General features: G+C 71.3%; 20 protein-coding genes and 1 pseudogene. 10 read left to right on the top strand and 11 right to left on the bottom strand.

Translation table 11 applies throughout. From position 1 onward, the window contains the following. Window positions 1-125 precede the first annotated feature (125 nt). The gene (gene thpD / locus ACLJOU_RS21105) at window positions 126-1,052 is read left to right on the top strand and encodes an ectoine hydroxylase (protein ID WP_410569372.1); all 927 of its coding nucleotides are present in this window, start codon (window positions 126-128) and stop codon (window positions 1,050-1,052) included. Then, on the top strand, window positions 1,045-1,266 hold the full coding sequence (locus ACLJOU_RS21100; protein ID WP_410569371.1) for a DUF2188 domain-containing protein: 222 nt from the start codon (window positions 1,045-1,047) through the stop codon (window positions 1,264-1,266). The genes thpD and ACLJOU_RS21100 overlap by 8 nt, the downstream gene beginning before the upstream one ends. A 583-nt stretch (window positions 1,267-1,849) precedes the next feature. On the opposite strand, the gene ACLJOU_RS21095 is transcribed toward ACLJOU_RS21100, so the two are convergent. Further along, the gene (locus tag ACLJOU_RS21095) at window positions 1,850-3,517 is read right to left on the bottom strand and encodes a sialidase family protein (protein ID WP_410569370.1); all 1,668 of its coding nucleotides are present in this window, start codon (window positions 3,515-3,517) and stop codon (window positions 1,850-1,852) included. A 213-nt stretch (window positions 3,518-3,730) separates the two neighbouring features. Between ACLJOU_RS21095 and ACLJOU_RS21090 the strand changes: the two genes are divergently transcribed. Further along, window positions 3,731-5,584 (top strand): sialidase family protein, encoded by a 1,854-nt coding sequence (locus ACLJOU_RS21090; protein ID WP_410569369.1) that lies wholly within the window; start codon window positions 3,731-3,733, stop codon window positions 5,582-5,584. 268 nt (window positions 5,585-5,852) lie between these two features. Then, window positions 5,853-6,059 (top strand): annotated as a pseudogene (locus tag ACLJOU_RS21085) (sigma factor); the annotation flags it as partial. A 120-nt stretch (window positions 6,060-6,179) separates the two neighbouring features. On the opposite strand, the gene ACLJOU_RS21080 reads toward ACLJOU_RS21085, so the two are convergent. After that, window positions 6,180-6,650: a MarR family winged helix-turn-helix transcriptional regulator gene (locus ACLJOU_RS21080; RefSeq protein ID WP_410569685.1), complete on the bottom strand. Its 471-nt coding sequence runs from the start codon at window positions 6,648-6,650 to the stop codon at window positions 6,180-6,182. Window positions 6,651-6,728: 78 nt separating this feature from the next. Between ACLJOU_RS21080 and ACLJOU_RS21075 the strand changes: the two genes are divergently transcribed. Further along, a complete protein-coding gene (locus tag ACLJOU_RS21075; protein ID WP_410569684.1) occupies window positions 6,729-7,280 on the top strand; it encodes an NADPH-dependent FMN reductase in 552 nt (183 codons plus the stop codon). Between the two features lie 110 nt (window positions 7,281-7,390). Here the strand turns inward: ACLJOU_RS21075 and ACLJOU_RS21070 are convergent, their stop codons facing one another. Both ACLJOU_RS21070 and ACLJOU_RS21065 read right to left on the bottom strand, forming a co-directional pair. Beyond that, window positions 7,391-8,569 carry a metalloprotease gene (locus ACLJOU_RS21070; protein WP_410569368.1) on the bottom strand — a complete coding sequence of 393 codons (1,179 nt, stop codon included), beginning with the start codon at window positions 8,567-8,569 and terminating at the stop codon, window positions 7,391-7,393. 404 nt (window positions 8,570-8,973) lie between these two features. Beyond that, window positions 8,974-9,615 (bottom strand): MarR family winged helix-turn-helix transcriptional regulator, encoded by a 642-nt coding sequence (locus tag ACLJOU_RS21065; protein WP_410569367.1) that lies wholly within the window; start codon window positions 9,613-9,615, stop codon window positions 8,974-8,976. A gap of 174 nt (window positions 9,616-9,789) precedes the next feature. On the opposite strand from ACLJOU_RS21065, the gene ACLJOU_RS21060 reads away from it, so the two are divergent. Together ACLJOU_RS21060 and ACLJOU_RS21055 are read left to right on the top strand one after the other, a co-directional pair. Further along, window positions 9,790-10,383 carry a protoglobin domain-containing protein gene (locus ACLJOU_RS21060; protein ID WP_410569366.1) on the top strand — a complete coding sequence of 198 codons (594 nt, stop codon included), beginning with the start codon at window positions 9,790-9,792 and terminating at the stop codon, window positions 10,381-10,383. Between the two features lie 108 nt (window positions 10,384-10,491). Next, complete coding sequence (locus ACLJOU_RS21055) at window positions 10,492-11,031, top strand: carboxymuconolactone decarboxylase family protein (RefSeq protein ID WP_410569365.1); 540 nt, start codon at window positions 10,492-10,494, stop codon at window positions 11,029-11,031. Window positions 11,032-12,056: 1,025 nt separating this feature from the next. Here ACLJOU_RS21055 and ACLJOU_RS21050 read toward each other — a convergent pair. The 4 genes from ACLJOU_RS21050 to ACLJOU_RS21035 are packed head-to-tail and all read right to left on the bottom strand — an operon-like array spanning window position 12,057 to window position 18,287. Next, window positions 12,057-12,812: a hypothetical protein gene (locus ACLJOU_RS21050; protein ID WP_410569364.1), complete on the bottom strand. Its 756-nt coding sequence runs from the start codon at window positions 12,810-12,812 to the stop codon at window positions 12,057-12,059. A gap of 25 nt (window positions 12,813-12,837) precedes the next feature. Then, window positions 12,838-17,406 carry an RHS repeat-associated core domain-containing protein gene (locus ACLJOU_RS21045; RefSeq protein ID WP_410569363.1) on the bottom strand — a complete coding sequence of 1,523 codons (4,569 nt, stop codon included), beginning with the start codon at window positions 17,404-17,406 and terminating at the stop codon, window positions 12,838-12,840. After that, window positions 17,403-17,741, bottom strand: coding sequence for a type VII secretion target (locus tag ACLJOU_RS21040; RefSeq protein WP_410569362.1), 339 nt, complete (start codon window positions 17,739-17,741; stop codon window positions 17,403-17,405). The genes ACLJOU_RS21045 and ACLJOU_RS21040 overlap by 4 nt, the downstream gene beginning before the upstream one ends. Before the next feature lie 18 nt (window positions 17,742-17,759). Next, window positions 17,760-18,287 (bottom strand): YbaB/EbfC family nucleoid-associated protein, encoded by a 528-nt coding sequence (locus ACLJOU_RS21035; protein WP_410569361.1) that lies wholly within the window; start codon window positions 18,285-18,287, stop codon window positions 17,760-17,762. A gap of 259 nt (window positions 18,288-18,546) precedes the next feature. On the opposite strand from ACLJOU_RS21035, the gene ACLJOU_RS21030 reads away from it, so the two are divergent. From ACLJOU_RS21030 to ACLJOU_RS21020, 3 genes are all read left to right on the top strand, one after another. Further along, a complete protein-coding gene (locus ACLJOU_RS21030) occupies window positions 18,547-19,371 on the top strand; it encodes a DUF72 domain-containing protein (RefSeq protein ID WP_410569683.1) in 825 nt (274 codons plus the stop codon). A 103-nt stretch (window positions 19,372-19,474) separates the two neighbouring features. Further along, complete coding sequence (locus tag ACLJOU_RS21025; protein ID WP_410569360.1) at window positions 19,475-19,837, top strand: YciI family protein; 363 nt, start codon at window positions 19,475-19,477, stop codon at window positions 19,835-19,837. 11 nt (window positions 19,838-19,848) lie between these two features. Beyond that, a complete protein-coding gene (locus ACLJOU_RS21020; protein ID WP_410569359.1) occupies window positions 19,849-21,087 on the top strand; it encodes an RNA polymerase sigma factor in 1,239 nt (412 codons plus the stop codon). Window position 21,088: 1 nt separating this feature from the next. Here the strand turns inward: ACLJOU_RS21020 and ACLJOU_RS21015 are convergent, their stop codons facing one another. The 3 genes from ACLJOU_RS21015 to ACLJOU_RS21005 form a co-directional block, all read right to left on the bottom strand. After that, entirely contained in the window at window positions 21,089-22,531 is a 1,443-nt protein-coding gene (locus tag ACLJOU_RS21015) for a family 43 glycosylhydrolase (protein WP_410569358.1), read from the bottom strand. A gap of 53 nt (window positions 22,532-22,584) precedes the next feature. Next, entirely contained in the window at window positions 22,585-24,345 is a 1,761-nt protein-coding gene (locus ACLJOU_RS21010) for a DUF1996 domain-containing protein (RefSeq protein WP_410569357.1), read from the bottom strand. A gap of 264 nt (window positions 24,346-24,609) precedes the next feature. Further along, entirely contained in the window at window positions 24,610-25,338 is a 729-nt protein-coding gene (locus ACLJOU_RS21005) for a cupin domain-containing protein (RefSeq protein ID WP_410569356.1), read from the bottom strand. Window positions 25,339-25,346 lie beyond the last annotated feature (8 nt).

The raw sequence follows: 25,346 nt of genomic DNA, 5'->3' as shown, positions 1-25,346 counted from the left end.
GGCGCTGCCGGGTACCCACCTCCGGCTCGATCATCACACCGGGAGCCCGGAGCCGGTGAATGCTCCAGGGTTTACCGTCCGTTTGCCTGGGAAGCCATGGAGAACGAGCCGCGCGAGGAGTCCTCATGGCCATGACCGCGAGACCGACCGCCGACCGTTACCCGACCAGGCTGCCGCACGCCGTCGATCCGGTGCCGCGGGCCGAGCCCGTGGTGTGGCCGGGCGGCCCCCGTGGCCCGATCGCCCCGGCGGATCTCCGCAGCTACGACCGCAAGGGCCACCTGGCGGTGCGCGGCTGGCTGCGGGAAGCGGAAGTCGCGTCGCTGCGAGACGAGGTGGCGAGGCTGACCGACGATCCCGCGCTGCGTTCGGATCCGCGGGTCGTCCGGGAAAAGCGGTCCGGCGCGGTCCGGTCGATCTTCCAGGTGCACCGGCTCAGCCCGCCGGTCGCCGAGCTGCTCGGCGATCCGCGGGTGCTGGACCGGGCCCGGCAGATCCTCGGGTCGGAGGTGTACCTGCACCAGAGCCGGGTCAACTGCATGCCCGGGTTCACCGGCAAGGGGTTCTACTGGCATTCCGATTTCGAAACCTGGCACGCCGAGGACGGCATGCCGGCGCCGCGTGCGGTGAGCATGTCGCTGGCGTTGCGTGACAACTTCCCCTTCAACGGCGGCCTGATGCTGATCCCCGGCTCGCACCGCACGTTCGTTCCGTGCGTCGGCGAGACCCCGGCCGGGCATTACCGGGAATCCCTGCGGGAACAGCAGATCGGCGTGCCCGGCGAGGCGGAGATCCGGAGCCTGGCCACCGACCACGGGATCGACCAGTTCACCGGACCGGCCGGGAGCGCGTTGTGGTTCGACGCGAACATCCTGCACGGCTCGGCCGACAACATCACGCCGTTCCCGCGCTCGAACCTCTTCGTGGTCTTCAACAGCGTGGAGAACACCTTGACCGAACCGTTCGCCGCCCCCGCGCGACGGCCGGAACACGTCGCTGAGCGGGACTTCACCCCGCTGCGCCGAACTGACCAGAGGAACGATCGTGGCTGAAGGAGACGTGCACACCGTCTACGAGGACGGTCTGTGGAAGAACCGGGTCGAAGGCGGCACCCGCGCCTCGAACACCTCCCCGCGCCGCGTCGACGCCGTGGTCGCGGGCCGCCAGGCCGCGAAGAAGCGCCACGTGGGTCACGTGGTCCACACTCCTGACGGCGACATCGAGAGCGAACGCGACTACCGACCGCGGTCCCACCCGGCCCGCTGAGCCGGTCGTCCCGAGTGACACGTCGCGCGACGGACGTCACGTTCGCCGGCCGGAACACCGGCGGAGGCGCGACGTTGTACAGGGTGTCGGTACGGCGGTGTCCCCGGGCCTCACCCCTTGCCTTCACGGAATACCAGTCCGGCTGGAGCCGTGTCGTGCCTTTCGCCGCGAGGCGACCCCCGTACCGGCCTCGTTCTCCCGCTTCCGCTCGCAGGTCGACCCCCCTCAGACCTCCGCTGAGCGGAAGCGGGACTGTTCCGGCGTCTGCGCAGCCGCGGGCGCGGGACATCCTCGTCCGGCTTCGACCGTGCTTGATGGTGGCCGGACCGCTTCCGCCGGCACGGCCTGCGCCGCTGCGCACACCGGACTGGTCCGTTTGCCGGGCCCGGGGGTGGGTAAAGGGTCGGTACAACCTGCCATCGCAGGCCACCCGCCGGTGACGGTGGGTGGGGCAGTCCTCGCTGGTCAAGCAGCTGGCCGGCGAGGACTGCCGCCGGGCTTCGTCTTCGGCGCGAGGCCCGCTCGAGCACAGGTCGCGGTGGTGCTCGACCAGCCGAACGGCGACCTGCTCAGCGGACTGCGGTCAGAAAGCGGTCAGCGCGGATTCCGCGGTGCCGGCCGGCGATACGGGAGCTTCGGCCGTGCGGCGGGCGCCGCCGGTGATCGGCAGGCCGCCGGTCGGGGCGAACATGCCCATGGTGAACGTCGAGCCGCTCGGCGCCGACGCGATCGGGACGACCGGGAAGGCATTGCCACCGGCCCGGACCGACGTGGAGATGTAGTCGCCGAACATCCGCCCCTGGGAGGTGTTCGGAATCCACGACAGGTTCATCGGCCCGGCCACCTGGGTGGGGGTGCTCCAGCTGGTGCCGCCGTTGGCCGACGAGATGAACCCGACGTCGAGCTGGCAGGTCGCGGCGGTGCAGTTGGCGGTGGGGTAGAAGTAGTAGGTCAGGCCGATCCGGGCGCCGGCGCCGGAGGTCGACGGGTCGACGCCGATGCCGGGGACGAAGTGGTCGACGGTGCTGGTGGTGGCGTCGATCGGCACCCGCGTCGGGGCACCCCAGGTGGTTTCGCTGGTGGACTTGCTCAGCACGATGTCGTTGCCGGGACAGCCGGCGCGGAAGCGGCAGTCCGACCACGCGACGTAGGCGGTGCCGTCACCGTCGATTTCCGCGCTGGGCAACGCTTCCTCCCGCAGGCCGCCGGCGGCGTCGTGGTGGCTGACGCTCGAGACGAGGACGGTGGAACGCCAGCCGGCGCCGCCATCGATGGAGCGGAACGAGCGGATCTGGTCGTTGAGCGAGAGGTAGGGCACGAGGACGGTGCCGTTCGGCCGGACGACGGGCTGGCCGCCGAGGCCGGTGGCGCCGTCGCCGGTGGCGCGGGCCGGGCCCCAGGTGAGGCCGCCGTCGCTGGAGGTCTTCATCCGGATGGCGTCGCCGGAGCTGGTGATGTCGTATTCGGTGTAGCAGTTGCCGTAGAACGGGCTCGACGCGGTGTTGTCGCAGACGATCCAGTTCTTGTCCAGTGAACCGGTTGCGGTCGTGATGGGGTTGCCGAAGGTTTTGCCGCCGTCGGTGGAGCGGCTGGTGAGCACCGGTTCGCCGCTGGGGCAGTTGACGCCGAGGGAGGAAATGAGCCAGACGTTGTGTTTGGCGTCGAAGGCGACGGCGGCGTCGCTGATCTGGCCGCAGGGTCCGCCGGTGTTGGCCGTGGTGCCGGGCAGGAAGCCGGAGGTCCAGGTCGCGCCGCCGTCGGTGGAGGTGGCGAAGCCGATGTCGGAGGAGCCACCGCCGGAGACGCGGCCGACCTGGAAGGCCGAGACGATCGTGTTGCCGAACGCGAACGTGTCGGGTTCGACCTCGGTTCTGTGCTGCGCTTGCGCGTCGGTGAACGGATCGGAGCTGACCTGGGTCACGGCGACGTTCGCGGACGCGGACGTCGCGGAGACCAGGAGCCCGCCGACGACGACGGCAGGCAGCAGGGTGGCGGTGACGAGTTTTCCGGATAGTGGCATGGCGCGTTCACCTTCTGACGTTGAGGTGAGGCAGTGAGGCGGGCAGCGGGGGTCGCCGCTGCGGGCCATGACGACTGTCGATCCAGCCACCCGAATCCGCCGCGGTAAATCCGCCATGTGGAGGACCCCCTGATCAAGTATCCCGAATGGACATTTATGGGCGAATTCGCGCAATTGCTGACGCGTGACAAATATTTCAACGACGCCGAGGGCTCGAACGATCCAGAACATTCGACGGCGGCCGAACGGGCGACGAGTTGGCCGTCCCCTTACCTTGTCCCCAATAGACAGTCGACCCATCGGTAACGATTCGGCTTTGCCCGGCGACGATCCGAGCGGCGGCCAAGGCACGGCGAGTTCCGTGTGGCTGGCCGCGCACCGGACAACCGGTCAACCAAAGGGAGTACGCCTGTGTCGCGTCCCCGCACCATTTCCGCGATCAGTGTGACGATTCTGAGTACCGCCGCGTTCGGCGTGTTCGCCGGGGCCCCGGCCACCGCGCAGCCGTTCGGCTATCACCGGCTCAACCCCGTGCAGCAGCGCCACGTCTCCGGGCTGCTGTCCACGGTCCTCAACGGCGAGGACCCGGCGAACGCCGCCAGAGCGTTGGCTCCCAACCGGGGCACGCCCTCGGCCGCCGCGCCGTGCGCGAACCGCTTCGGCGCGAACGTCAAGGTCAACCAGAACTGTCTGAACCTCACCGACCCCGATCTGCAGGGCCGCGCGCAGGCCCAGAACGAGACCTGGGCCGCCGCCGACCCGAACCACCCCGGCCACGTCATCGCCACCTACAACGACTACCGCCGCGGCGACGGCACCTGCGGTGTCAGCTATTCCCTCGACGGTGCCCGGACGTGGGCCGACGCGACCACGCCGAACGGCTTCAGCCGCGGCACCGACTTCGGCGGCGTGCCCCGGGAGTACTGGCAGTCCGGCGGCGACACGTCGGTGGCCTGGGACTCCCGCGGCAACGCCTACCTCTCGTGCCAGGTGTTCAACCGCGGCAACACCGTCTCGCCGAACCCGGACCAGTCCAGCGCGTTCCTGGTCTTCCGCTCGACCGGCACCGACGGCGCGTCCTGGAACTTCCCGGGCCGTCCCGTCGCCACCCACGACGACACCGCCGGCGCCGGGAACTTCCTGCTGGACAAGCAACTGCTGACCGTCGACAACAACCCGCGCAGCCCGTTCCGCGATCGCGTGTACGTGTCCTGGACGACCTTCGCCGACGACGGAACCGGCTACATCTACGAGGCCTACTCCGCCGACTACGGCGAAACGTTCTCCGCGCCGGTGCTGGTCAGCTCCGACACCGCGCTGTGCGCCAACCCGCTCGGGTTCCCGACCCCGCGCGGCCGGTGCAACCAGAACCAGGACTCGCAGCCGTTCGTCGGCCCGGACGGCGCGCTGTACGTGGTGTTCAACAACTTCAACAACGCGGTGGCGGGTCCGGCGGACAACCACAACCAGGTCCTGCTGGCCCGCTCGGCCGACGGCGGCCAGACCTTCTCGGCCCCGGTGCTGGTCGGCAACTACCACGAGCTGCCCGACTGCGCGACCTACCAGAACGGACAGGACCCCGGCCGCGCGTGCGTCCCGGAGAAGGGCCCGTCGGCGAACTCGATCTTCCGCGCGAGCAACTACCCGATCGGCGGCGTCGACCCGCGCAACCCGCGCCGGATCCTCGTGACCTACGGCTCGTACATCAACCGGAACTCCAACGAGACCACCGGTTGCACGCCGACCGGGTTCAACCCCGCCACGGGCATCAACACCTACACCGGCGTGAAGAACGGCACCTGCAACAACGACATCGTGCTGTCGGCCTCGACGAACGCCGGTGCCTCCTTCGCCGGTGGCACCACCGACGTCCGGCAGCTGCCGGTGATCACCAACGCCCCCGGCCAGGCGAGGACCGACCAGTTCTGGCAGGGCGCCGCGTTCAGCCCGGACGGCACCTTCGCGGTCAGCTACTACGACCGCCAGTACGGCGCCGACGAGACCACCGGCTTCTCCGACATCACGGTGTCGGCCGGGTTCACCCACACCCGGGCGACGTCGAGCAGCATGCCGCCGCCGACCCAGTTCAGCGGCACCTTCTACGGTGACTACGCCGGGATCGCCGTCACCGCCCGCACCGCCTACCCGGTCTGGTCGGACACCCGCCCGCCGGAGCTGTTCCTCTGCCCCGGCACCGGAACACCCGGCACCCCGCCGCGCACCTGCCAGGCCGGCGCGCCGAACGCGTCGATCGCCAACGACCAGGACGCCTACACCACCAGCGTCGGCATCCGCTGACCACGCCCCGAGCGGGTCACCTGCGGCCGTGCAGGTGACCCGCTCGGGTGGTCCCCGCGGTTGACCATCAGCAGGCAGCACGTAACGGCCGGCCGGGTGGAGAGGCCGAGCACCCGGTGCGGGATGTGCAGACCGGCGACCTCGCCGAACCAGCCGTTGAGCTGTGAAGTCGGCGTCCGGCGGGAATCGCCGCGGGCGTCGGCCGCGGTTCGTAAGAAAGTTCTGCGTGGCGGTACACGGATCGTGCGCGGCAGCAGTCTTCAGGGTGATGGCTGACTACGAGAACTTCGTCCGGGCGCACCTGCCGCGGCTGCCGCGTTACGCGACGATGCTGACCGGGGAGCGGGAAGAGGCCGCTGACCTCGTGCAGGACGTGCTGGTCAAGGCGTATCGACGGTGGTCGCGGGTCAGCGACGCCGAGCACCCCGACCGCTACGTCCGGCGGATGGTGACCAACGACTACCTGTCCTGGCGCCGCAGCCGGTCGGCGCGGCTGATCGCCGTGGGCGACCCGCCGGACGCGGCGCGGCCGGATGACTTCGTGTCGGACCACGCGGCGCGCAAGGACATGTGGCAGCGCCTGGGGCGGCTTCCGTCATTCGGCTGGGGCATCGACGCGGGCCAGCACCTTGTCCGCGATCCGGCGCAGCGTGCGCAGCTCCGCCACGGTCAGTGCGTCGGCGAACAGGTCCCGCACCCGCTCGACGTGCCCGGGTGCCACGGACTCCAGGTGCGCGAAGCCCGCGTCCGTCAGGATCGCCTGCGTGTACCGGCCGTTGTCCGGATCCGTCTCCCGGCGGGCGAAGCCGCGCTTCTCCAGACGGCTGATCAGGTGGGACAGCCGCGACAGCTCAGTGTTCGCCAAGCCCGCCAGATCGCTCATCCGCGCCCGGCGCCCGGGTTGCTCCGACAGGTGGGCGAGCACGTAGTACTCGAGGAAGCTCAGGCTCGCGTCGCGCTGCAGTTGCGTTTCCAACGACGCCGGCAGGCGCTGGGCGAGCCGCATGAAGCCGCGCCACGCCGACAGTTCGTCGGTGGTGAGCCAGCGCTTCCCGGGTTCCGTCATCGACCCAGTCTAGCTGACTTGAAAATTCACGTCAGCGTGCTAGCGTCTCACTTGAACATTCAAGTGAGAGGACTTCCCGTGAAGATCGCCGTCATCCTCGGCAGCACCCGTCCCGGCCGGAAGGGCGAAGCCGTGGCGAGGTGGGTGCTGGCCAAGGCCAAGGAGCGCCCGGAAGCCGACTACGAGCTGATCGACCTGCTCGACCACCCGCTGCCGCACCTCGACGAAGCGGTGTCCGCCAGCCGGGGTGTCTACGCCAACGACCACACCAAGGCCTGGTCGGCCAAGATCGCCGGATTCGACGGCTTCGTCTTCGTCACCCCCGAGTACAACCACTCCACCTCGGGTGTGCTGAAGAACGCCATCGACTACCTCTACGCCGAGTGGAACAACAAGGCCGCGGCCTTCGTCTCCTACGGCGCGCTCGGCGGCGCCCGTGCCATCGAGCACCTGCGGGCGATCTGCAGCGAGCTGCAGATCGCCCACGTGCGTCAGCAGTTGTCGTTCTCGCTCTTCACCGACTTCGAGAACTTCGCCGAGTTCACGCCGTCCCCGATGCACGACGACGCCGCGTCGGTGCTGTTCGACCAGCTCGAATCCTGGGCCGGCGCGCTCAAGACCCTCCGGTGAGGCACGACCCGCGCTCGCCGCGCCGATGGTGAGCCGGGCCGGCGACGCCGCGCCGTGTCCGGGCGCGCTTCCCCGGAAGCGCCGCCCGGACTCGGGGTGAACACCGATGGTCAGTACGTGATGGTGTGGCCGTCGATGATCGTCTTCGCCGTGCCGGTCGTGCTCAGCGCCGGGACGGCGCTGGGGCGGGCGACGGTGAAGTAGTCCTTGAAATCCTGGCTCGATTGGCGGGACATCAGGTCGATGTCGCGGTTCCAATTACCCCCGTCCGGGCCGTTGACGGCCCAGAAATCGAGCAGTGAGGCGCCGACCCGGCCCTGGACCGTGTCGCCCTGGTCCCAGCCGGCCGAATTCTTGTCGTTCGCGATGCTCGTTTCGTTGCCGTCGTCGTAGACGTACCGGTAGTCGCCCATCGAATAGGCGGCGACGGCGTCGGCGAATCCCTCGGTCCAGGCGCACGACGTCGAACTCGCTTTGGTGATGTAGTGCGGGTTGCAGTTGGTGACTGCGGGGAACGAGCGGTTGTAGAGGCGCCACATGAACCAGTGACCGGCCTCGTGCAGGATGAAATGCCGGGAGTCCGGCTGGTTGCCGTTCATGATCACGTACTTGGTGCCGGGGTCCCAGTAGCCGCCGCTGGCCGCGTTCTGGCTCCAGACGTAGGTGAGCATGTCGCACGCGCCCCAGACCTGGTGCCGCGTCCAGCATTCGGTCGACGGGTTCGCCCGTTTCGACCACAGCTGGTTCACCGTGTCGATGATGCTCCAGGCGCGCTGCATCTCCGCGGGTACCTTCACCGTGCCGATGTCCTGGCTGGCACCGAGCGAAGCGATGTGCGTGGTGTCGAAGGAGTACTGCGACTGGTCGGTCGTGCTCTTGATGACCTGCCACAGCCAGCTGGTCGACCGGAAGCGGATGAACACGTCCTGCAGCGGCGCCGCGGCGTCGTAGCAGGCGTTGAAATGGCCGTCGTCCGTCCAGGTGGTGCTGCCGGTCAGCCACTGGCTGGAACCCGTCGAGCCGGTGCGGCCCCACAGGTCCCAGGCCGCGCCGCGTGCGGGCAGCGTCACCACGGGTTTCGCCGTGCCGCCCTCGGCGTCGGCGTGGTCGAAGACGAGCTTGCCGTTGAGGCAGATCGAGGTGGCCGCCACGGCCTCCCCGGTCGTCGCCGGAACCGCGGCGAACAGCCCGGCGACGAGCAGGAGCGCGACGGCTGCCCGCCGTCCCGCCCGCCGGACGCGCGGGATGTCCGGACCATCGGTGAATCTCGGGAATAAGTGCGTTGTCACCCTGACCTCCTTGGGGTTACTGCACGGTTGGGCAGGCCCAATGCGACTCGGTGATCACGCCGCCGGAAGAGTTCGACGATTTCCGGAACGGCGAAAAGTGCCGGTGCCCGCCACAACCAAGGCTGGCAGTTGTGGGTGGACACCGAAACCCAAGTCATCCGGGTGGCGCGGTTGTTCGGGATTCGCTACCCGGTTGAGTGAGCACCCTCCAGCTGTTTCTGTTGCGATGGCCCCGGCGTACGGCCGTTGGCGCACCGATACGTCAGCCATCACGGTGAAGCCCGCCGGAACAAGTCGGCCGAGCGGGAACGGACTGGACAAATGCCGGCCAATTGGTGGACATCGTGCCCGGGGCGTGCAGTGTCGATTCCGGCGTCGTCGCGGTTGCGCAACGCTGACCGGCGTCACAGGGCGGTGCTGCGCTGCTTCCGCCGCGGCGCCGGCGCGTCGGCCGGTTGGTGCTCCGGGCAGTCCGTGCGCAGCTCGGCCAGTGGCAACGGGGTGCGCAACAGGTGACAGTGGTGCGGCACGGCCGGGTCCGGGTACTCGTCGCGGCCGAAGAACCGGCACGTCGTGCACATGTGGGTCACGCTCACCACGCCGGTCCGGTGCAGATCGCCGATCACCCTCAGCAGGGTGTGCAGGGTGATCGCGCGGTCGGCTTCAGGGATCCCGGTGAGCGCGGCCGTCAGCGGATCGTCCCATGAGGACAGTCCACGGGCGACCGCCGCGCCGGCCTCGGTGAGCGACAGCACCCGGCGGCGGCCGTCCGTGCCGGGGGAGCGCGACACGATTCCCTTGCGCTCCAACGCCGTCACGGCGTCGGACATGGTCGGCGTGGTCACGTCGAACTCGGCGGCGAGCGCGCCCACCTCGTGGCGCGCCTGCGGGTGCCGGGCCAGCGCCAGCACCGCCTGTTGCTGCAACGGCGACAGCCCGTGCTCCCGCGCCGTGCGCTGCGCGAGCGACCGCAGGCCGTGCCCGAGCCGTTCGAGCGCATCGGCCAGCCGCCGGTCGAGACCGGCCGTGCCGTCGGTGTCAGTCATGCGATCCGCCTCGCCGGTGAAGGACTTCCCAAGGTGATCGTACGTGCATGACGAAGTGAGACGTGGGTCACCCTGACCAAACAAGCTAGGACTCCTACCTAGTTTGTGGCAGACTGGCGGTCACCTCGCCGGGGACGCACCCGGCGGCGGGTCTTCGATCGCGGAGGAAGCGACATGACGTCTCCCGGACAACCACCGCCGGGCTACACCCACGACGACTCCGATCTCGCGCCGTCACCCGTCACACCCGCCGACCTCGACGGGCTGCTGGCGAGCGTCCTCTTCGGACCGGCCGACCGGGCGGCGTTGCGCACCGCCGGTGAAGTCCTGAGTGGACAGATCGACGCCGTCCTCGACGTGTGGTACGGGTTCGTCGGCTCGCACCCGCACCTCGTGGCCTACTTCGCCACCCCGGACGGCGTGCCGATCGCCGGCCACCTCGCCCGCGTCCGCGCCCGGTTCGGCCGCTGGATCCTCGACACGTGCACCCGCCCGTATGACGAGCGCTGGCTGGCCTACCAGCAGGAGATCGCGTTGCGGCACACCGAGCCGAAGAAGAACCGGACCGACCACGCCGACTCGGTGCCGCACATCCCGTTGCGCCACATCATCGCGTTCATCCACCCGATCACCGCGACGATCCGCCCGTTCCTCGCCGCGGGCGGACACGACGAGGAGGAGGTCGACGCCATGCACCAGGCCTGGTCCAAGGCCGTCACCCTCCAGGTCGCGCTGTGGTCATTGCCCTACGCCGGCCGGGCGTGGTGACGTCCTGAGCCGGCGCGTGTCCCCGCCGAGCGGACCGCCGCGACCCGCGCCACTCCGCTGCGGCGCCCCGAAAACCCGCACATCGACAACACCCTGAGGAGAACCACCATGTCCCGCATCGAGCTCACCGACCCCGACCGGATCACCGACGAGCGCGCCGAAACCCTCGCGCAGGTCAAGGGCGCCTTCGGCCTGGTGCCGAACATGTTCAAGGCCGTCGCCAACTCACCCGCCGCCCTGCGGAGCATGTGGGCCCAGTTCGGCGCGCTCGGCCAGGGCACGCTGGGCGGCAAGATCGGCGAACTGATCGCGGTGGCGGTCGCGGACCGGAACCGCTGTGACTACTGCCTGTCCGCGCACACCCTCCTGGGCAAGAAGGCCGGTGCCACCGCCGAGGAGCTGAGCAACGCGCAGAGCGGCGAATCCGACGACCCGCGCACCGCCGCCGTGCTGACGCTCGCCACCACGCTCGTCGAGAAGCGCGGCCAGATCGCCGACTCCGACGTCCGGGCCGCCCGCGACGCCGGGTTGACGCAGGAGGAGATCGTCGAGACGGTGGCCCACGTCGCGCTGAACGTGTTCACCAACTACATCAACGTGGCGCTCGACGTCCCCGTCGACTTCACCGGCGTGGCGCTCACCCGCTGAGCGCGGAGCCCGGGGTGGTGGCGGCGGTGCCGCGCCGCCACCACCCGGCTCTTGTCCGAACTGTGGTGGGCGGCCGTCGGGCTGCTGGCGTTCGGCGCCGCGCCGGCCACAGCGAGCGCCGCCGGCCTCGTCGCCGAGCCCACCGTGACTTCGGCCGAGTACCCCGATGACGGTGCGTGGCACCCCGGTGCCGGCGTGCCGGGCTCGTTCACCTTCGGCGCCGGCGGCGATGACGCCGTCGTGGGGTTCTATTACGGGGACAGCGATCCGGCGACCACCTTCGTGGCGGCGGACCACCCCGGCGGGTCGGCGACGGTTTCCTACACGCCGCAGGCTTACGGCCCCGATGACCTCTACGTGGCGAGCGTCGACGGCGCGGGCAACCGGTCGGCTCAGCACGTCCACCACTTCTACGTGCAGTCGACCGAGCCGCTGGTCGACGGGCCCCGGGAGACCGGCGTCGGCGTGCCCGCCGAGTTCCGGTTCTCGCCCGGCATGACCGATGTCGTCTCCTACACCTACCGGATCGACAACGGGCCGGAGACCACCGTCGCGGCTTCGGACGGCACCACGACCGCCGACATCGTCACGGCGAACCTCGGGTACCACCAGCTCAAGGTGTGGAGCACGAGCGGTGCCGGTCTGCGGTCCGGTACCGCCGGCACGAGCTACACGGCCAGTGACGCTCCCCTCGTGGCGAGCACCGTCTACCCGGACTCCCGGGCCGGTGGCGGCCCCGGTGTCGCCGGCGTCTTCACCCTGGCCCCCCGCTCGCCGGGCGTCGTCGAGTACGTCTACTACCTCGACTGGGACTACGACAACCCGATCGTGGTCCCGGCCGGCGCCGACGGCAGGGCGAGCTTCACCTTCACGCCCGACGCGTCGGGGTTCCACGACCTGGAGGTCCACAGCCGGACCGCCGGTGGCAGCCGGTCGAGCCTCGGCCGCGAGTACTACATCCTGGTCGCGAGTGACCTCCGCCCGCCCGCCGGTCGCGTACCGGCGGGCGAGCCGCGGGACCCGCGTCAGCCCGGGAAGTCCGCGTGCCCGGCGTTCGGGCCGTACAGCGCCGCCTTGACCGCTTCCCGCAGTTCGTCGAGGCTGACCCGGGTGGCGTCGCCGTCCGGCCCGGTGAGGGTCCAGGTTTCGGTCCAGGTGATCGTGCGGACCTCGTGCCGGTAGTTCTCGAACTCGACGAACAGGTCGTCCCGGCCCTCGCCGCGGGTCACCGTGCTCACCATGGACTTCAGCCCGGCGAACCCGCGCTTGGCCTGCACCGAACCGGTGGCGCCGCGGTAGCGGTACTTCAGGTACGGGGACGGCGGGCGGTCCCAGCGGGTGCCGCGGATGCCGCTGCCGCGGCTGTAGCGGTACTCGGCGTCCTGGAGGCTCTCGTCGCCGGCCACCTCGCAGCGGTAGACCGGGATGACGGCCCGGACGGCGTCGTTCAGCTCGGTGTCGTCCGGGTACAACCGGTGCAGGGGCGGGGCGGCCGCCGCGACCGCGTCGAAACCGTATCCGGGGTGGGCGAAGCCTTCGGCCAGGGCCAGCGGGGCGTCGGTGGTCAGTTCGGTGCTGTGCGAACGGGCGAAGGACAGCAGCGCGACGGCCAGGCCTTCGTCGTAGGAATCCAGTGCGTAGGCCTGGAACGCGCGCCGGCCGTCGGCGTACAGGGCGGCGCTGGAGTCGAAGCCGGGGGCGGTCGCCCAGTGCCAGGCGTCGGGCAGCTCGCCGAGCGCGGTGACGCCGGGCATCGCCGCGTAGGTTTCGCGTGGATCCACTGTCCGCCTCCCGATCCGGCCCTGGTCAGTGCAAGGTACACGGATGCCGCGGTCCTGGCTCCGTGTCCGCGTAGCGCTCGGTGAGCTGCGCCCCTTCGGACGAGTTCTGCGACCGGCCCATGGCCTCCATGTCGTCGGTGTTGTTGTACCAGTCCGCCCGCTCCGCGTCGGTCATGTTGTGGCCCTCGTCGCGCCAGTGCTCCACGACCGGCGGGACGTGTTCGTAGGTCAGGTTCCGGTTGCCGTTCGCGTCGTAGTACGGGACCGGGCGGCCCTGCGCGTCGACCCAGCTCAGCTGGTCGTGCGGGATACGGGCGCCGGACGCGTCCCGCGGGACGTCGCCGAGGGCCCGGCCCTCCAGGGTCCACTTCGTCGCCATCGCGTCGTGGGTCGACTGCCGGTAGTTGCCGGGGTATTCGGTGCCGCGGTTGTGGACGTGGTCGGCGGGCGGCAGCGACGGGTTGCGTGCCCAGCGGCCGGTCGCCGGGTCCTGGTAGCCGGCCAGGCCCAGCGGGTCGGCCACGGCCAGCGGGTTCGCGACGTACGTGTAGTGGTTCGCGGACGGGGCCAGCCCGATCGGGTCCGGCGACAGGTACCGCGCGGTGTGCGGGTCGTAGTAGCGGTGCACGTTGTAGTGCAGCCCGGTTTCGTCGTCGTGGTACTGGCCGGGGAAGCGCAGCGGGCAGGTGGTGCCGTCCGAAGTCGACATGCCGATGGTGTTGCCCCACAGGCCGCTCGTCCGGTACCAGGCGACCCGGCCGGCCGCGTCGACCAGTTCGGTCGGCGCGCCGATCAGGTCGGCGACGATGGCGTGGAACCGCGTGTCGACCACGGCGGCGGGAGCGTCGGCGAGCCAGGAGCGGGTGGTCTGCGCGATCGGTTCGGCCGACCCGCCGCGGTAGTCCCACGACGTGACGGTGGTCCGGCCGTCGACGGTGCGCGCGGCTTCGGCCAGCACGGTGCCGTCCCAGGAGAACGTGGTCTCTTCGGCAACGCCGCCGTCGGGGGCGAGGCGCTGTTTGGCGATCCGGCGGCCGAACGGGTCGTAGCGGTACCGCCAGCGGGTGCCGTCCGGTGTGGTGACGCCGATCAGCTGGTCGCGCTCGTCCCAGGTGTACTCGCGGATCCGCCGCCGCCCGGACAGGCTGCGGCGGACTTCCCGGACGAGGCGGCCGGAAGCGTCGTAGGAGTAGGAAGTCCGGCCGGCGCTGCGCAGCAGCAGGCCGTCCACCGCGCGCGGGCCGGCCACGTCCGAACCGTCCTCGGTGGCGGGACCCGGCTGCGCGGAGACCAGGTTCCCCAGCGCGTCGTAGGCGTACTGCTCGGTCCAGCCGGCGGCTTGCACGCCGGTGACCCGGCCGCCCGGGGTGAGCGCGAAGACGCGCGGGCCGTGCACCCGGTCGTCGATCGCGAGCACCTGACCGTCGGCGCGGTACCGGAAACTGCGTTCCTGCAGCGCGCGATCCGGGTCGTCGGCGGCAAAGAGCCGTAGACCGGTGAGGCGGCCCAGCTCGTCGTGCGTCCGGGCCAGGCTCGCGTGTTCGCCGAGGCGGCGCAGCACCTCCCGGCCGTCCCGGTACTCGAAGGCGACCGTCCCGGCGGTCCCGGTCATCGCGGTTTCCCGCCGCAGCCGGTCGTAGTGCCACCGCGCTTCGACGCCGGACGGGGTGATCCGGCGGACGCGGCGGCCGGTCAGGTCGTACTCGCTGCGCACCACCCGGCCGTCGACCGATTCGGCGACCGGGCGGCCGAGCAGGTCGCGTTCGTAGGTCACTTCGACGGCGTCGCCGACGACCCGGCGCAGCCGGCCGCCCGCGTCGTAGTCGTAGGCGACGGTCGTGCCGCCGGAGGTCCGCCGGGACACCCGGCCGCGGACGTCGCGGGTCAGTTCGGTCACCGAGCCGCCCGCCTCGGTGCGCGAGATCAGCGCGCCCGTCGCGTCGACGCGGTAGTCGAGCGTGCGGCCGGTGAAATCCTGCTCGCCGATCAGGTTCCCGGCGGGGTCGTAGCGGTAGGACCACGTCTGCCCGGCCGGGTTGCGGACGCCCGTGAGCCGCAGTTCGGTGTCGTGGGTGAAGGTGTGCCGGATGCCGTCCTGGCCGGTGCGCCCGGTGAGCAGGCCGAACGGGCCGCGCTCGAAGACCGTGGTGGCGCCGGTGGCCGAGCGGGCGCGGACCAGGCTGCCTTCGAGGTCGTAAAACCGTTCCTCGCGGTCGCCGTTGGCGGCGGTTCGCCAGGCCAGCGCGCCTTCCCGGGTCCAGCCGTACCGGGTGGTGCGGCCGCGCGGGTCGGTCGCTTCGACCGCCCGGCCGAAGCCGTCGAGCCGGAAGGTGGTGGTTTCGCCGTCCGGCGAGGTGATCGACAGCGGGCGGCCGGCGTCGTTGCTGGTGTAGGTCCAGCGGGCGCCGTCCGGTTCGACGGTCGCGGCCAGGTGGCCCCGCTCGTCCAGTTCGCTGGTCACGACCGCGCCCATCGGGTCCACTGTGGACACGATGCGGCCGGCGTCGTCGTAGGTGTGCCGCCAGACCGCGCCGTTCGGCTGGGTGACGGTGACCGGCAGCCGGAACCGCGGGTCGTACTCGATGGTGAGCGCGGTGCCGTCGGGGTAGGTGATCCGCGTCGGGTCGCCGTTGCCGTCGCGTTCGTAGCGGGTGACCGCGCCGTTCTTGTCCGTGAACGACAGCAGCCGGTGGAACCGGTCGAACTCGGGGCGTTCGGCGAAGCCGTTCGGGTCGACCACCGCGGTGATGTGGTTGTGCTCGTCGTAGTGGTACCCGGTGCGCTGCCCGAGGCTGTCGGTGACGACGGTGACGCGGCCGGCCAGGTCGTAGGTGAAGGTCGCGTCGAGGTGGCCGCCGAGGCCGGCGCCGCGGACGACGCGTCCGTCCGGGCCGTATTCGTACTCGTAGCGGTAGCCGGTGCGGTCGGTCCAGGCGACGATCCGGTCGGCGTCGTCGTAGTCGTACCGGTAGGGCGCGCCGGTCGAGTTCACGATGCCCGAGAGCCGGCCGCGCCGGTCGTAGCGGAACGACACGATCGGCACGTCCTCGCCGTGTTCGCCGCCGCCGAGCAGGCGGTACCCGGTGATGCGGAGGCCGCCCGCGCCGTCGGCGGTGTCGATACCGACCCGGTAGCCGCCGGAATGGGCGACCGCGAGCGGACGCCCGGTTTCGTCGCGCAGGTAGTCGACGCGGTGCCCGCTGCGGTCCGCCAGCGAGCTGAGCTGCCATTCCCCCGCCGCGGTGGGGTGCGGGACGAACCGCCGGGTCCAGCCGGATTCGGCGTCGGCGAGCAGGTAGGTCTCGGTGGTGGCGTCCCAGCTCAGCGGCCAGCGGGCGCCGAAGCTCGGCAGCACCGGGGAGCCGTCGCGGGCGGGGTGGATGTAGCTGAGGACCTCCGCGTCCATGCCGTAGTACCGGACGAAGTCGTCGGTCAGCACCAGCCGCTGGTCCACAGTGGACGCCCAGCCGGGGCCGAAGGACCGGCCTTCGGCGTAGCCGGAAGCGTACGCGCGGTTCAGCACCAGCGGCAGCAGCCCGGGCAGCTCGACGTCGGTGCCCGCGGTGATCATCTGGCCGGACACCGCGTCGACCGGGTCGCCGCCCTTGCCGTCGCAGCCGCCGGTGCCCTCGGACTTCTGCCCGCCGGCCGCCTCCGGATCGGCGCGGCCGGGCGCGCCCGGCTCGGCGCCGTGGTTGCCGGACGGCGTCCCGTCGGGGACGCCGCCGTCCGGCTCCGGCGCGGACGACGGCGAGGTGCCGTCGTGCGGGGCGCCGGGTTCGTGCGGGGCGGCGTGGCCGGGCTCGGCCGACGAGACGTGCGTGCCGCCTTCGCCGGGACGTCCGTGCACTTCGGACATCACCTTCTTGACCGCGGCGAAGATCTCCTCGAGCTTCGCCATCAGGGGCCGCAGCTTTTCGACCGAGTTGATCAGCTTCTTGACCAGTGTGCCGATCTTTTCGATCCACGCCGACACCTGCTCGACGACCTGCGCCACCACGACCGGCGTGCCGAGCCCGAGCGAGCAGACCTCCTCCAGCGCGTCCTGGATGAAGTCGCCGACCGCCTGGGTGATCATGTCGCGGACCATCGCGCGCACCGCGGCGGTGATCACCCCGACGACCTCCACCACGGTGCTGATCCCCTTCGCGCAGGTCGCGGCCGCGTTGAGGTGGTCGATCTTGTCCTTGACGTTCGCGCGGTAGGCGTCCGCGGCCCGGCCGGTCCAGTGGGCGGTGTCCTTCCGGACGCTGTCGCCGAGGTCCTTCGCCGCTTGTTCGACGGCCTTCGCGATGTTGGCCCAGGTCTGCGAGTAGGCGGTGATCTGGTCGGCGTCGCCTGCCAGCTGGTTCAGCGCGTCCTGCAGCGGCTGGACGTGCTCGATCAGCCAGTTGAGCCCGTAGGAGATGAGCGTGCCGACCGGGTTCATCGCGATGGTCAGCAGGTCCATCGCGGTGCCGAGCGCGGCGATGCCGCCCTCGATCCAGGAACCGGACTTGATGCCGTCGTAGGCGCCGATCGCGTCGTCGAGGACGTTGATGCCGGTGTGCCAGGTCGTCGAGTCCGGTTTGCCGGCGATCAGCGGATTGCTCACGCGAGGTCCTTGCCGAGGCCGGTGATCCGCTGCGAGTGCGCTTGTTCGGCGTCCTCGTAGGTCTTCGCCGCCTGCCGGATCGACTGCGACAGCGTGCCCATGGCCTGCTGCGCGGCCCCCAGGGTGAGCAGCCCGGGCGTGCTGACGCCGAGCACCATCGGCACGAAGAGCGGGCCGCAGATCAGGCCGTACGCCTGCACGCCCATGGTGACCTGCTCGGCCGCGGCGAGCGCCTGGCCCAGCGTCTGCCCGACCTGGTCGACCGCTTTCGCGTGGGTGAGCAGTTCGTCCGGGCGGACCTGGTAGCCGCCGCCGTTCGTCGTCCCGTCCGGCATGGTCGCCTCCCGTCCCGGTTATTCGCGGATCATGACCGGGCCGCCGAAGCCCTCGTCGTCATCGTCGGGCGGGGCCGGGCGCCGCGGCGGGCGCGGCGGCGTGGCTTCGGGCTCGTCGGGGAGCCGGCCGATCCGGGCGGCCGGCGGCGTTCGGTCCGGCTCGGGTTCCGGTTCCGGGAACTTCGCCCGGTAGCTGCCGAGGATGACGTCGCGGGTCCGCGGATCGTCGGCGATCGTGTCCGCCATGACCTCGCCGAGCCGCTCCGGCAGCTTCGACTGGGCGGTGCGCAGCGCCGACAGCACCGCCTTCGCGACCTGATCGCCGGACATCTCCCGGACGCGGTCGGTGATCCGCAGGCCGGTGACGTTGCCGGCGGAGTCGACGGTGACCGTGGCGGTGCCGTCCTTGCTGGCGCCCGACACCGAAACCTGCTCGATGGCCTGCTGCATCGCGCGGTAGCGCTGCGCTTTCTCCTTCGCTTGCGCGACCAGTTGATCGACGCGGGCCACTGCGGTTTCTGCTTTGTCCGATATCGGGTCGCTCATCCGGTTTTTCTCGCCCCCTCGCCGAGTCGGTACGAGGAAACCACCGAATTCCGGCCGGGGTGGGGCGGATGTCCGGGAATTAAGCCGAATGGCCCACGGCCGTGTCGTGCTGCCTTTCGCGGGTAAAAGCGCGCGTGGCGTGGCGAAAGGCAAAATGGCCGAGCACCGGCAGCGCAGCGCCACTGGTTCGCCGAGGTGGCGGCCGCGTAGTAGTTTTCCCCTCATGACCGAGGTGGCACGGCTGCACGTCGGCTGCGCGATGTGGACGCACAAGGCGTGGCCCGGGCGGTTCTCGCCGCCGTCGCTGCCGGCCAAGGAGCGGCTGCGGGCCTACGCCGGCTGGTGCAACGCGGTCGAAGGCAACACCACCTTCTACGCGACGCCCGCCCGGGACACGGTCGCCGTGTGGGCCCAGCAGACCGGTCCGGATTTCCGGTTCGTGCTCAAGCTGCCCAAGGTCGTCACGCACGAGCGGCGGCTGACCGGGGTCGAGGGGCCGATGCGGGCGTTCCTCGACGCGATCGAACCGCTCGGCGAGCGGGCGGTCCTGTGGACCCAATTGCCCGGCTCGTTCGGCCCGTCGGAGGTCGACAGCCTGGGCCGCTTCCTGCGCCGCCTGCCGGCCGGGCTCCGGCGCGCGGTGGAGGTCCGCCACCCGGAGTTCTTCACCGACGCCGGCTCGACGGCGCTGCTGGAGAGCGCGCTCGCCGCGGCGGACGCCGAGTGGGTGCCGTTCGACACCACGGTGTTCTTCGGGCACCCGCCGGTCACCGAGATGGAACGGGAGACCTGGACGATGAAGCCGCGCCTGCCGCGGCGGACCCGGGCCCTCACCGACCGGCCGATCGTCCGCTACCTGGGCCGTGATTCGGCGGCGGAGACGGCCGAGGGCTGGCAGCCGTGGACGGAGGTGGTCGCCGCCTGGCTGCGCGAGGGCCGGACGCCGACGGTGTTCGTCCACACCCCCGACAACGTCGACGCACCGGCGCTGGCCCGCCGGTTCCACGCCGACGTGCGGGCGTCGGTCCCGGGGCTCGAGGCGCTGCCCGAGCCGGAACCGGTCGAACCGGCGACCCTGTTCTGACGCAGCCGGGAACCCATCCCAGGACCGTGTCGATCCGCGCGCCGCCCGTTCGACCTGGGGGCGCAGGGGCCGGAAGGCGGCCCGCCGGAGGAGGAGACCCGAGTTGCCGAAATACATGCTGATCATGCGGGGGACCGACGAGTCGAACGCGGCCATGATGGCGGACATCGACGAAATGATGGCCACCAGCCGCCGGTTCATCGAAGACCTGTTCAAGGCCGGTGTCTACGTCGCCGCCGAAGGGCTCGACGATCCCGCCACCGGGGTCGTCGTCGACTTCGGCGGGGAGACGCCCGTGGTCACGGACGGGCCGTACGGCGAAACCAAGGAGCTCTTCGGCGGCTTCTTCCTGATCGACGTCGCTTCGAAGGAAGAGGCCGTCGAGTGGGCCAAGCGGGTGCCCGCCGCGCCCGGGGCCAAGGTCGAGGTGCGGCGGGTGCCCGGCAGCGACGAAACCCCGCAGTGAGCACCGTCGCAGTGAGCACCGTCGTGAGCACCGTCGACGTCGAAGCCGTCTGGCGGATCGAGTCGGCGCGGATCGTCGCCGCGATGACCCGGTTCACCGGGGATTTCGGGCTGGCCGAGGACGCGGCCCAGGAGGCGGTGGCCGAGGCGCTCGTGGCGTGGCCGCGCACCCCGCCGGCCGATCCGGCCGGCTGGCTGATGGCCACGGCCCGGCGGCGGGCGATCGACGTCATCCGCCGCCGGGCCGTCCTCCGGGACCGCTACGCCGTGCTGGCCGCCGACGCGGCCCGGGAGGCGGTGGCCGACGAGGTCGATCCCGACCGGATCGGCGACGACGTCCTCGCGCTCATGTTCATCAGCTGCCACCCGGTGCTCTCGCCCGAGGCGCGGGTGGCGCTGACCCTGCGGGTCGTCGCCGGCCTGTCCAGCCAGGAGATCGCCCGGGCCTTCCTGGTCCCCGTGCCGACCGTGCAGGCGCGCATCACCCGCGGGAAGAAGGCGATCGCGGCCGCCGGGGTGCCGTTCGAGCTGCCGCCGCCCGCCGAACGCCGGGAGCGGCTGGGCGGCGTGCTCAGCGTCGTTTACGTGGTCTTCACCGAGGGGTCCACGGCCACCTCGGGTGACCGGCTGGTGCGGCCCGAGGTGGCGTACGAGGCGATCCGGCTCGCCCGCACCCTGGCCGCTCTGCTGCCGGACGAGCCGGAGGTGCACGGCCTGCTCGCGTTGTTCGAGCTGACGGCCGCGCGCTTCCCCGCCCGGACCGCCCCCGACGGTTCGCCGATCCTGCTGGCGGACCAGGACCGGGGCCGCTGGGACGTCTCGGCCGTCCACCGCGGGCTGGCGGCGCTGGCCGCGGCCGCCGCCGCGGGCGGCCTCGGCCCGTACGGCCTGCAGGCCGCGATCGCGGCCACGCACGCGGCGGCGCCCTCGGTCGAGGCGACCGACTGGGACCGGATCGTGGTGCTGTACGAGGCACTGGGCCGGGTCGCGCCCTCGCCGGTGGTCGAGCTCAACCGGGCCGTCGCCGTGGCCATGGCCTCGGGGCCGGCGGAGGCGCTGGCCATCGTGGACGACCTGGTCGTCTCCGACCGGCTCTCCGGTTCGCACCTGGTCCCGGCCGTGCGCGGGGAGCTGCTGGCCCGCCTCGGCCGTCGCCCGGAGGCGCGTGCCGAGCTGGACCTGGCGGCGCGGCTGTGCGCCAACGAGCAGGAACGTTCGGTCCTGCTGCGCAAGCGGGCCGCGCTGGACTGACTCAGCCGCCGGTCGCGTACCGGAATTCGCGCAGGGTCACGGTTCCGTCGAGGACTTCGACGCCGATCATGCGGCCGGTGAAGCCGGCGGCCACCTCCGTGGACAGGTAGCGCCCGTCGACCGCGCCGAGTACCTGCGCCCGGTCGTCCTCGCCCAGCACGGACAGTTCGACGAGGTCCGGCTCGGTGACCTCGTGGAGCGGTCCCGAAGGACCCGGCCGCCGCGCCCGGATCCGCAGGGACACCAGGGGACCGGCGGGGACGGTGGTGACGACCTGGCGAGCCGGGCCGATGGCGAGGGTGGCCGTGACCGTCCGGCCGTCGGCGGTGAGGCCGTACCAGTGCCGGTCGTCGATGCGCACGACGACCGCCGCGGTGCCCCGCGAGACGTCGAGGCGCGCCACCGCCGTCCAGTACTCGTCGAGCGCCCGCGTCAGCAGGGGACGCCCGGCGGTGAGGACCAGCTCGCCCGGCGCCGCCCAGCGGGTGAAGGTCTCCGGCCCGGCGCCGGGTGCCACCCACCGCGGGTGCAGCTGCGGGCCCGCGAAACCGTCCGTGAAGCCGTGGTCGGCGGGCTCGACCGGGAACCGGTCCTCGGCCACGACCGGCCAGCCGTCCACCCAGTCGACGCCGGCGAGGAAGGTCTCGCGGCCGTTGACGTGGAACTGCGGTGTCTTGCCCCGCGGGCGGACGCCGAGGTAGACCATCGCCCAGCTGCCGTCGGGCCGCTCGACCAGGTCGGCGTGCCCGGTGTTCTGCACCGGGTGCGTGGTGCTGCGGTGGGTCAGGACCGGGTTCGACGGCGCGGGCTCGTAGGGCCCGTCCAGCGTCCGGGCGCGCGCGACGGTGACGGCGTGGCCGCGTTCGGTGCCCCCTTCGGCGAGCAGCAGGTACCACCAGCCGTCGACGCGGTACAGGTGCGGGCCCTCCGGCGCGGCCAGGCCGGTGCCGTTCCACAGCAGCCGCGGCTCGGCGAGCACCGCTCCCGTGGCCGGGTCGACCGGCACGCTGGTGATGCCCGGGCGCTCCGGGTCGAACGACGTCCACGTGAGGTGGCAGACGCCGGCGTCGTCCCAGCAGAGGTCGGGGTCGATGCCGTCGGTGCCGGGCACGCGGACCGGGTCGGACCACGGCCCGGCCGGGTCCTCCGCCGTCACGATGAGGTGGCCCGGCCGCGGGATGTCCGTGGTGACCAGGTGGAAGCGGCCGTCGTGGTGGCGCAGTGTCGGCGCGAAGACGCCGGTGTTCGCCGCGCCCTCGCTCGGCGGCAGCTGGCTCGGCCGGGTCAGCGCGTGCCCCACCAGCTCCCAGGAGACGAGGTCGGTGCTGCGCCGGATCGGGACGCCCGGCACGTACTCGAAGCTCGAGTTCGCCAGGTAGTACGTGTCGCCGACCCGGCAGATCGACGGGTCGGGGTGGAACCCCGGAACGATCGGGACCGTCATCGTGTCTCCTCGCGGGTACCCGCCGCCGTCCGCGGCGGGCACCCGCGGGCGGGTCAGGCGGTGCAGCTCTTGTTGCGGTTGATGCAGTTGACGACCTGGTTCATGATGCTCTGCGACATCACGTTCGCGAAGTCGTCGTGGTCGGACAGCGGGTTGTGCTCTTCGGACGGGAACGAGTCCACTTTGTACTGCTTCTTGACCTGGATGTCGTGCGGGATGTCGTAGACGAGCGTGGTCCGCAGCTGCGGCACCGCCTTGAACCCGGCCGCGCAGCGCCCGGCCGCGTCCGGGAACACGATGTGCGTGCGGTGGTTGGCGCTGTCGGTGTTCTTCCCGTCCCAGCAGCTCGGGAAGTCGTGGATCCGCTCCACCTTGCTGCCTTCGGGGCAGATCGGGTACTTGTCGGTCAGCCGGTTCTCGAAGCCGGTGCAGGTCCACGCGGCCCGGGTGTTCTTGGTGCCGTTGATCGACGGCTTGGCGTCGCCGCTGAGGGCGCGCAGGAACTTCGGCATCGCGGTGACCTTGCCCGCCGCGCTGCCGCGGAAGGTGATGCCGACCTTGGCCGGCCGCTGGATCCGGCCGTCGTTGTCCGGCAGTTCGTTGTTGGCGTCCGGGCCGGGCAGCGGCGGTGCCGTCGTCGCGCCACCGGTGCCCGCCGCCTGGCCGAGGGTGCAGGGGGCGAGGGCGTCGAGGCCCTGCGGGCGCGCGGCGGTGCGGCCGATGGCGATGGCCATCCGGTCGATGGTGGCGACGCGTTTGTCCTTGAGGGGACCGAGGATGGCGTTTTGGACGAAGTTGGGGCCGCCCTGACCCTGCGTGCTGATGAGCCGCTGGTTCGCCTCCTGCAGCTGGGTGGTCAGCAGCTGCAGGTTGCGGTCCACTTCGGCCTTGGCCGACGCCGGGACGGCGGGGAGCTTGCCCGCGACGTCCGGGCAGCTGATCTGCTGGGCCGCGCCGCCGGGGGCGCCGCCGCCGTTGCCCGCGGGGTTGCCGCCGGTGCCGGCCTGCTCCTTGAGCGCGCAGGGGGCGAGGACGTCGAGGCCCTGGGGGCGCGCGGTGGTGCGGCCGATGGCGATCGCGATGCGGTCGATGGTGGCGACGCGTTTGTCCTCGAGGGGACCGAGGATGGCGTTCTGGACGAAGTTCGGGCCGCCCTGGCCGCGGGTGCTGATCAGCCGCTTGTTGGCCTCGTCGATCTGCGTGTCGAGCAGGTCGAGGTTGCGGTTCACCTCGGCCATCGCCGAGTCGGGGACGTCGGGGAGCCGGCTGGCGACGTCCGGGCAGGTGATGACCGGCGAGGCGCCGTCCCGGGCCGCTTGGCCCCGGTCGCCGTCCGGCGACTTCGCCGGCGGGTTCTTCTCGTCGTCACTGGTGTCGATGCGGACGACCGGCCAGAAGTAGGCGGACTTGTCCCCGTTCTTGCAGGTGGTCCCGGCGGCTTCGAGGCTCTTGTTGTTGGAGTCCGCGTTCGACGAAAGGTTGCCGACGTAGTCGTGCAGGTGCTGCGCGCCGTTGTGGATTCCGGGCTGGGCGACGAAGTTGTCCGGGTTGAAGTGCTGGTTCTCGTTGCGGCCGCAGTCCACGGTGAAGGTGCCGGTGGACGCGCCGCGCGAGTTCGCCGGCTCCCGGTTGTTCGGCGGGACCTTGAGGATGTCGATGTAGAGCGCCGGGTCGGCCGGGTCCGCGCTGGCCTGGCCGGGAGTGCCGAACGTCGTCGACACCGCGATGCCGCCGGCGGCCACGGCCAGTGCGAGGACGCCGGTGGCGATCTTGGTTCGTCGGGAGATGCGGTGCTTTCCCGCGTTTCCGGGCATGACGTGACTCCGTGGGGTTCGAAGGCGGAGAGACAGTCCACTGGCCCGACACCAGTGGAGCAGTTCGCTGTTAGCGATAACAATGTCCGCGTCGTGGAGCGTCCACCGATTCTTTCCGGGGGATCAACGGGTGGCGGGCACGGCGTAATCGTGACCCGCGCGCGTCCCGTTGTCCAGTGCTTTGTCTGTGAGGAAAGAGTTCGGAAATGTGGTGAACCGCGATGAACCGGGAGCCGTGTACTCGAGTGGAGCGTGGAGTGCGGGTCAGTCGTCCAGCATGGTCAGGCTCGGTGTTTCCCCCGGCCCGACCGGGAAGTAGGCGAGGAACGTGACGCCGTCGCCTTCGGGGTCGAACCGGGCGATCCGCGCCGATTCGGGCTCGTGGAAGACGTCGCCGGGGGTGAGCACGGTTTCGGTCCCGCCTTCGATTTGGTAAACGGCCGAACCCGTTTCGATGCTGCCGAACACGGGTCCGTTGTGGACGTGCCGGCCGAGGTGTTCGCCCGGGGCGATGGTGATCCGGCGGATTTCGACGTGATCGATGACGCGGGGCGCCGGGAGCTGCTGGTCCAGCAGCAGCGTGCGGGTGATCGCCGGGACGGCCGCGGGCTCGCCTTCGCCCACCGCGTCGCCGAGCTCGGTGGGCGTGCCGTCGGCGGGCAGTTCCTCGATGGCCAGGTGGGTCATCGGCGTCGTGTCGGTGGCGCCGTGCCAGTGCCACTCGCCGGCGGCGACGCGGACCGTGTCGCCCGGCCGGATCAGCTGGGCCGGGCCACCGCGGCGCTGGACGTAGCCGGTGCCTTCGGTGACGACGAGGACCTGCCCGAGCGGGTGGCGGTGCCAGCGGGTGCGGGCGCCGGGAGCGAACTGCACGCGGTCGACCCGGGTGCGGGACGGGCCTTCGGGGACGGCGAGCGAGGTGATCCACGCGCGGCCGGTGACGGCTTCGGCGGGCGCGGGCACGCTGGTGGACGGAACGTGGCGGACGTGCACGGCGAGGT

Source organism: Amycolatopsis sp. cmx-4-61, from assembly GCF_046548775.1.
GTDB lineage: Bacteria > Actinomycetota > Actinomycetes > Mycobacteriales > Pseudonocardiaceae > Amycolatopsis.
This window is presented reverse-complemented; position numbering and strand designations above follow the sequence as displayed.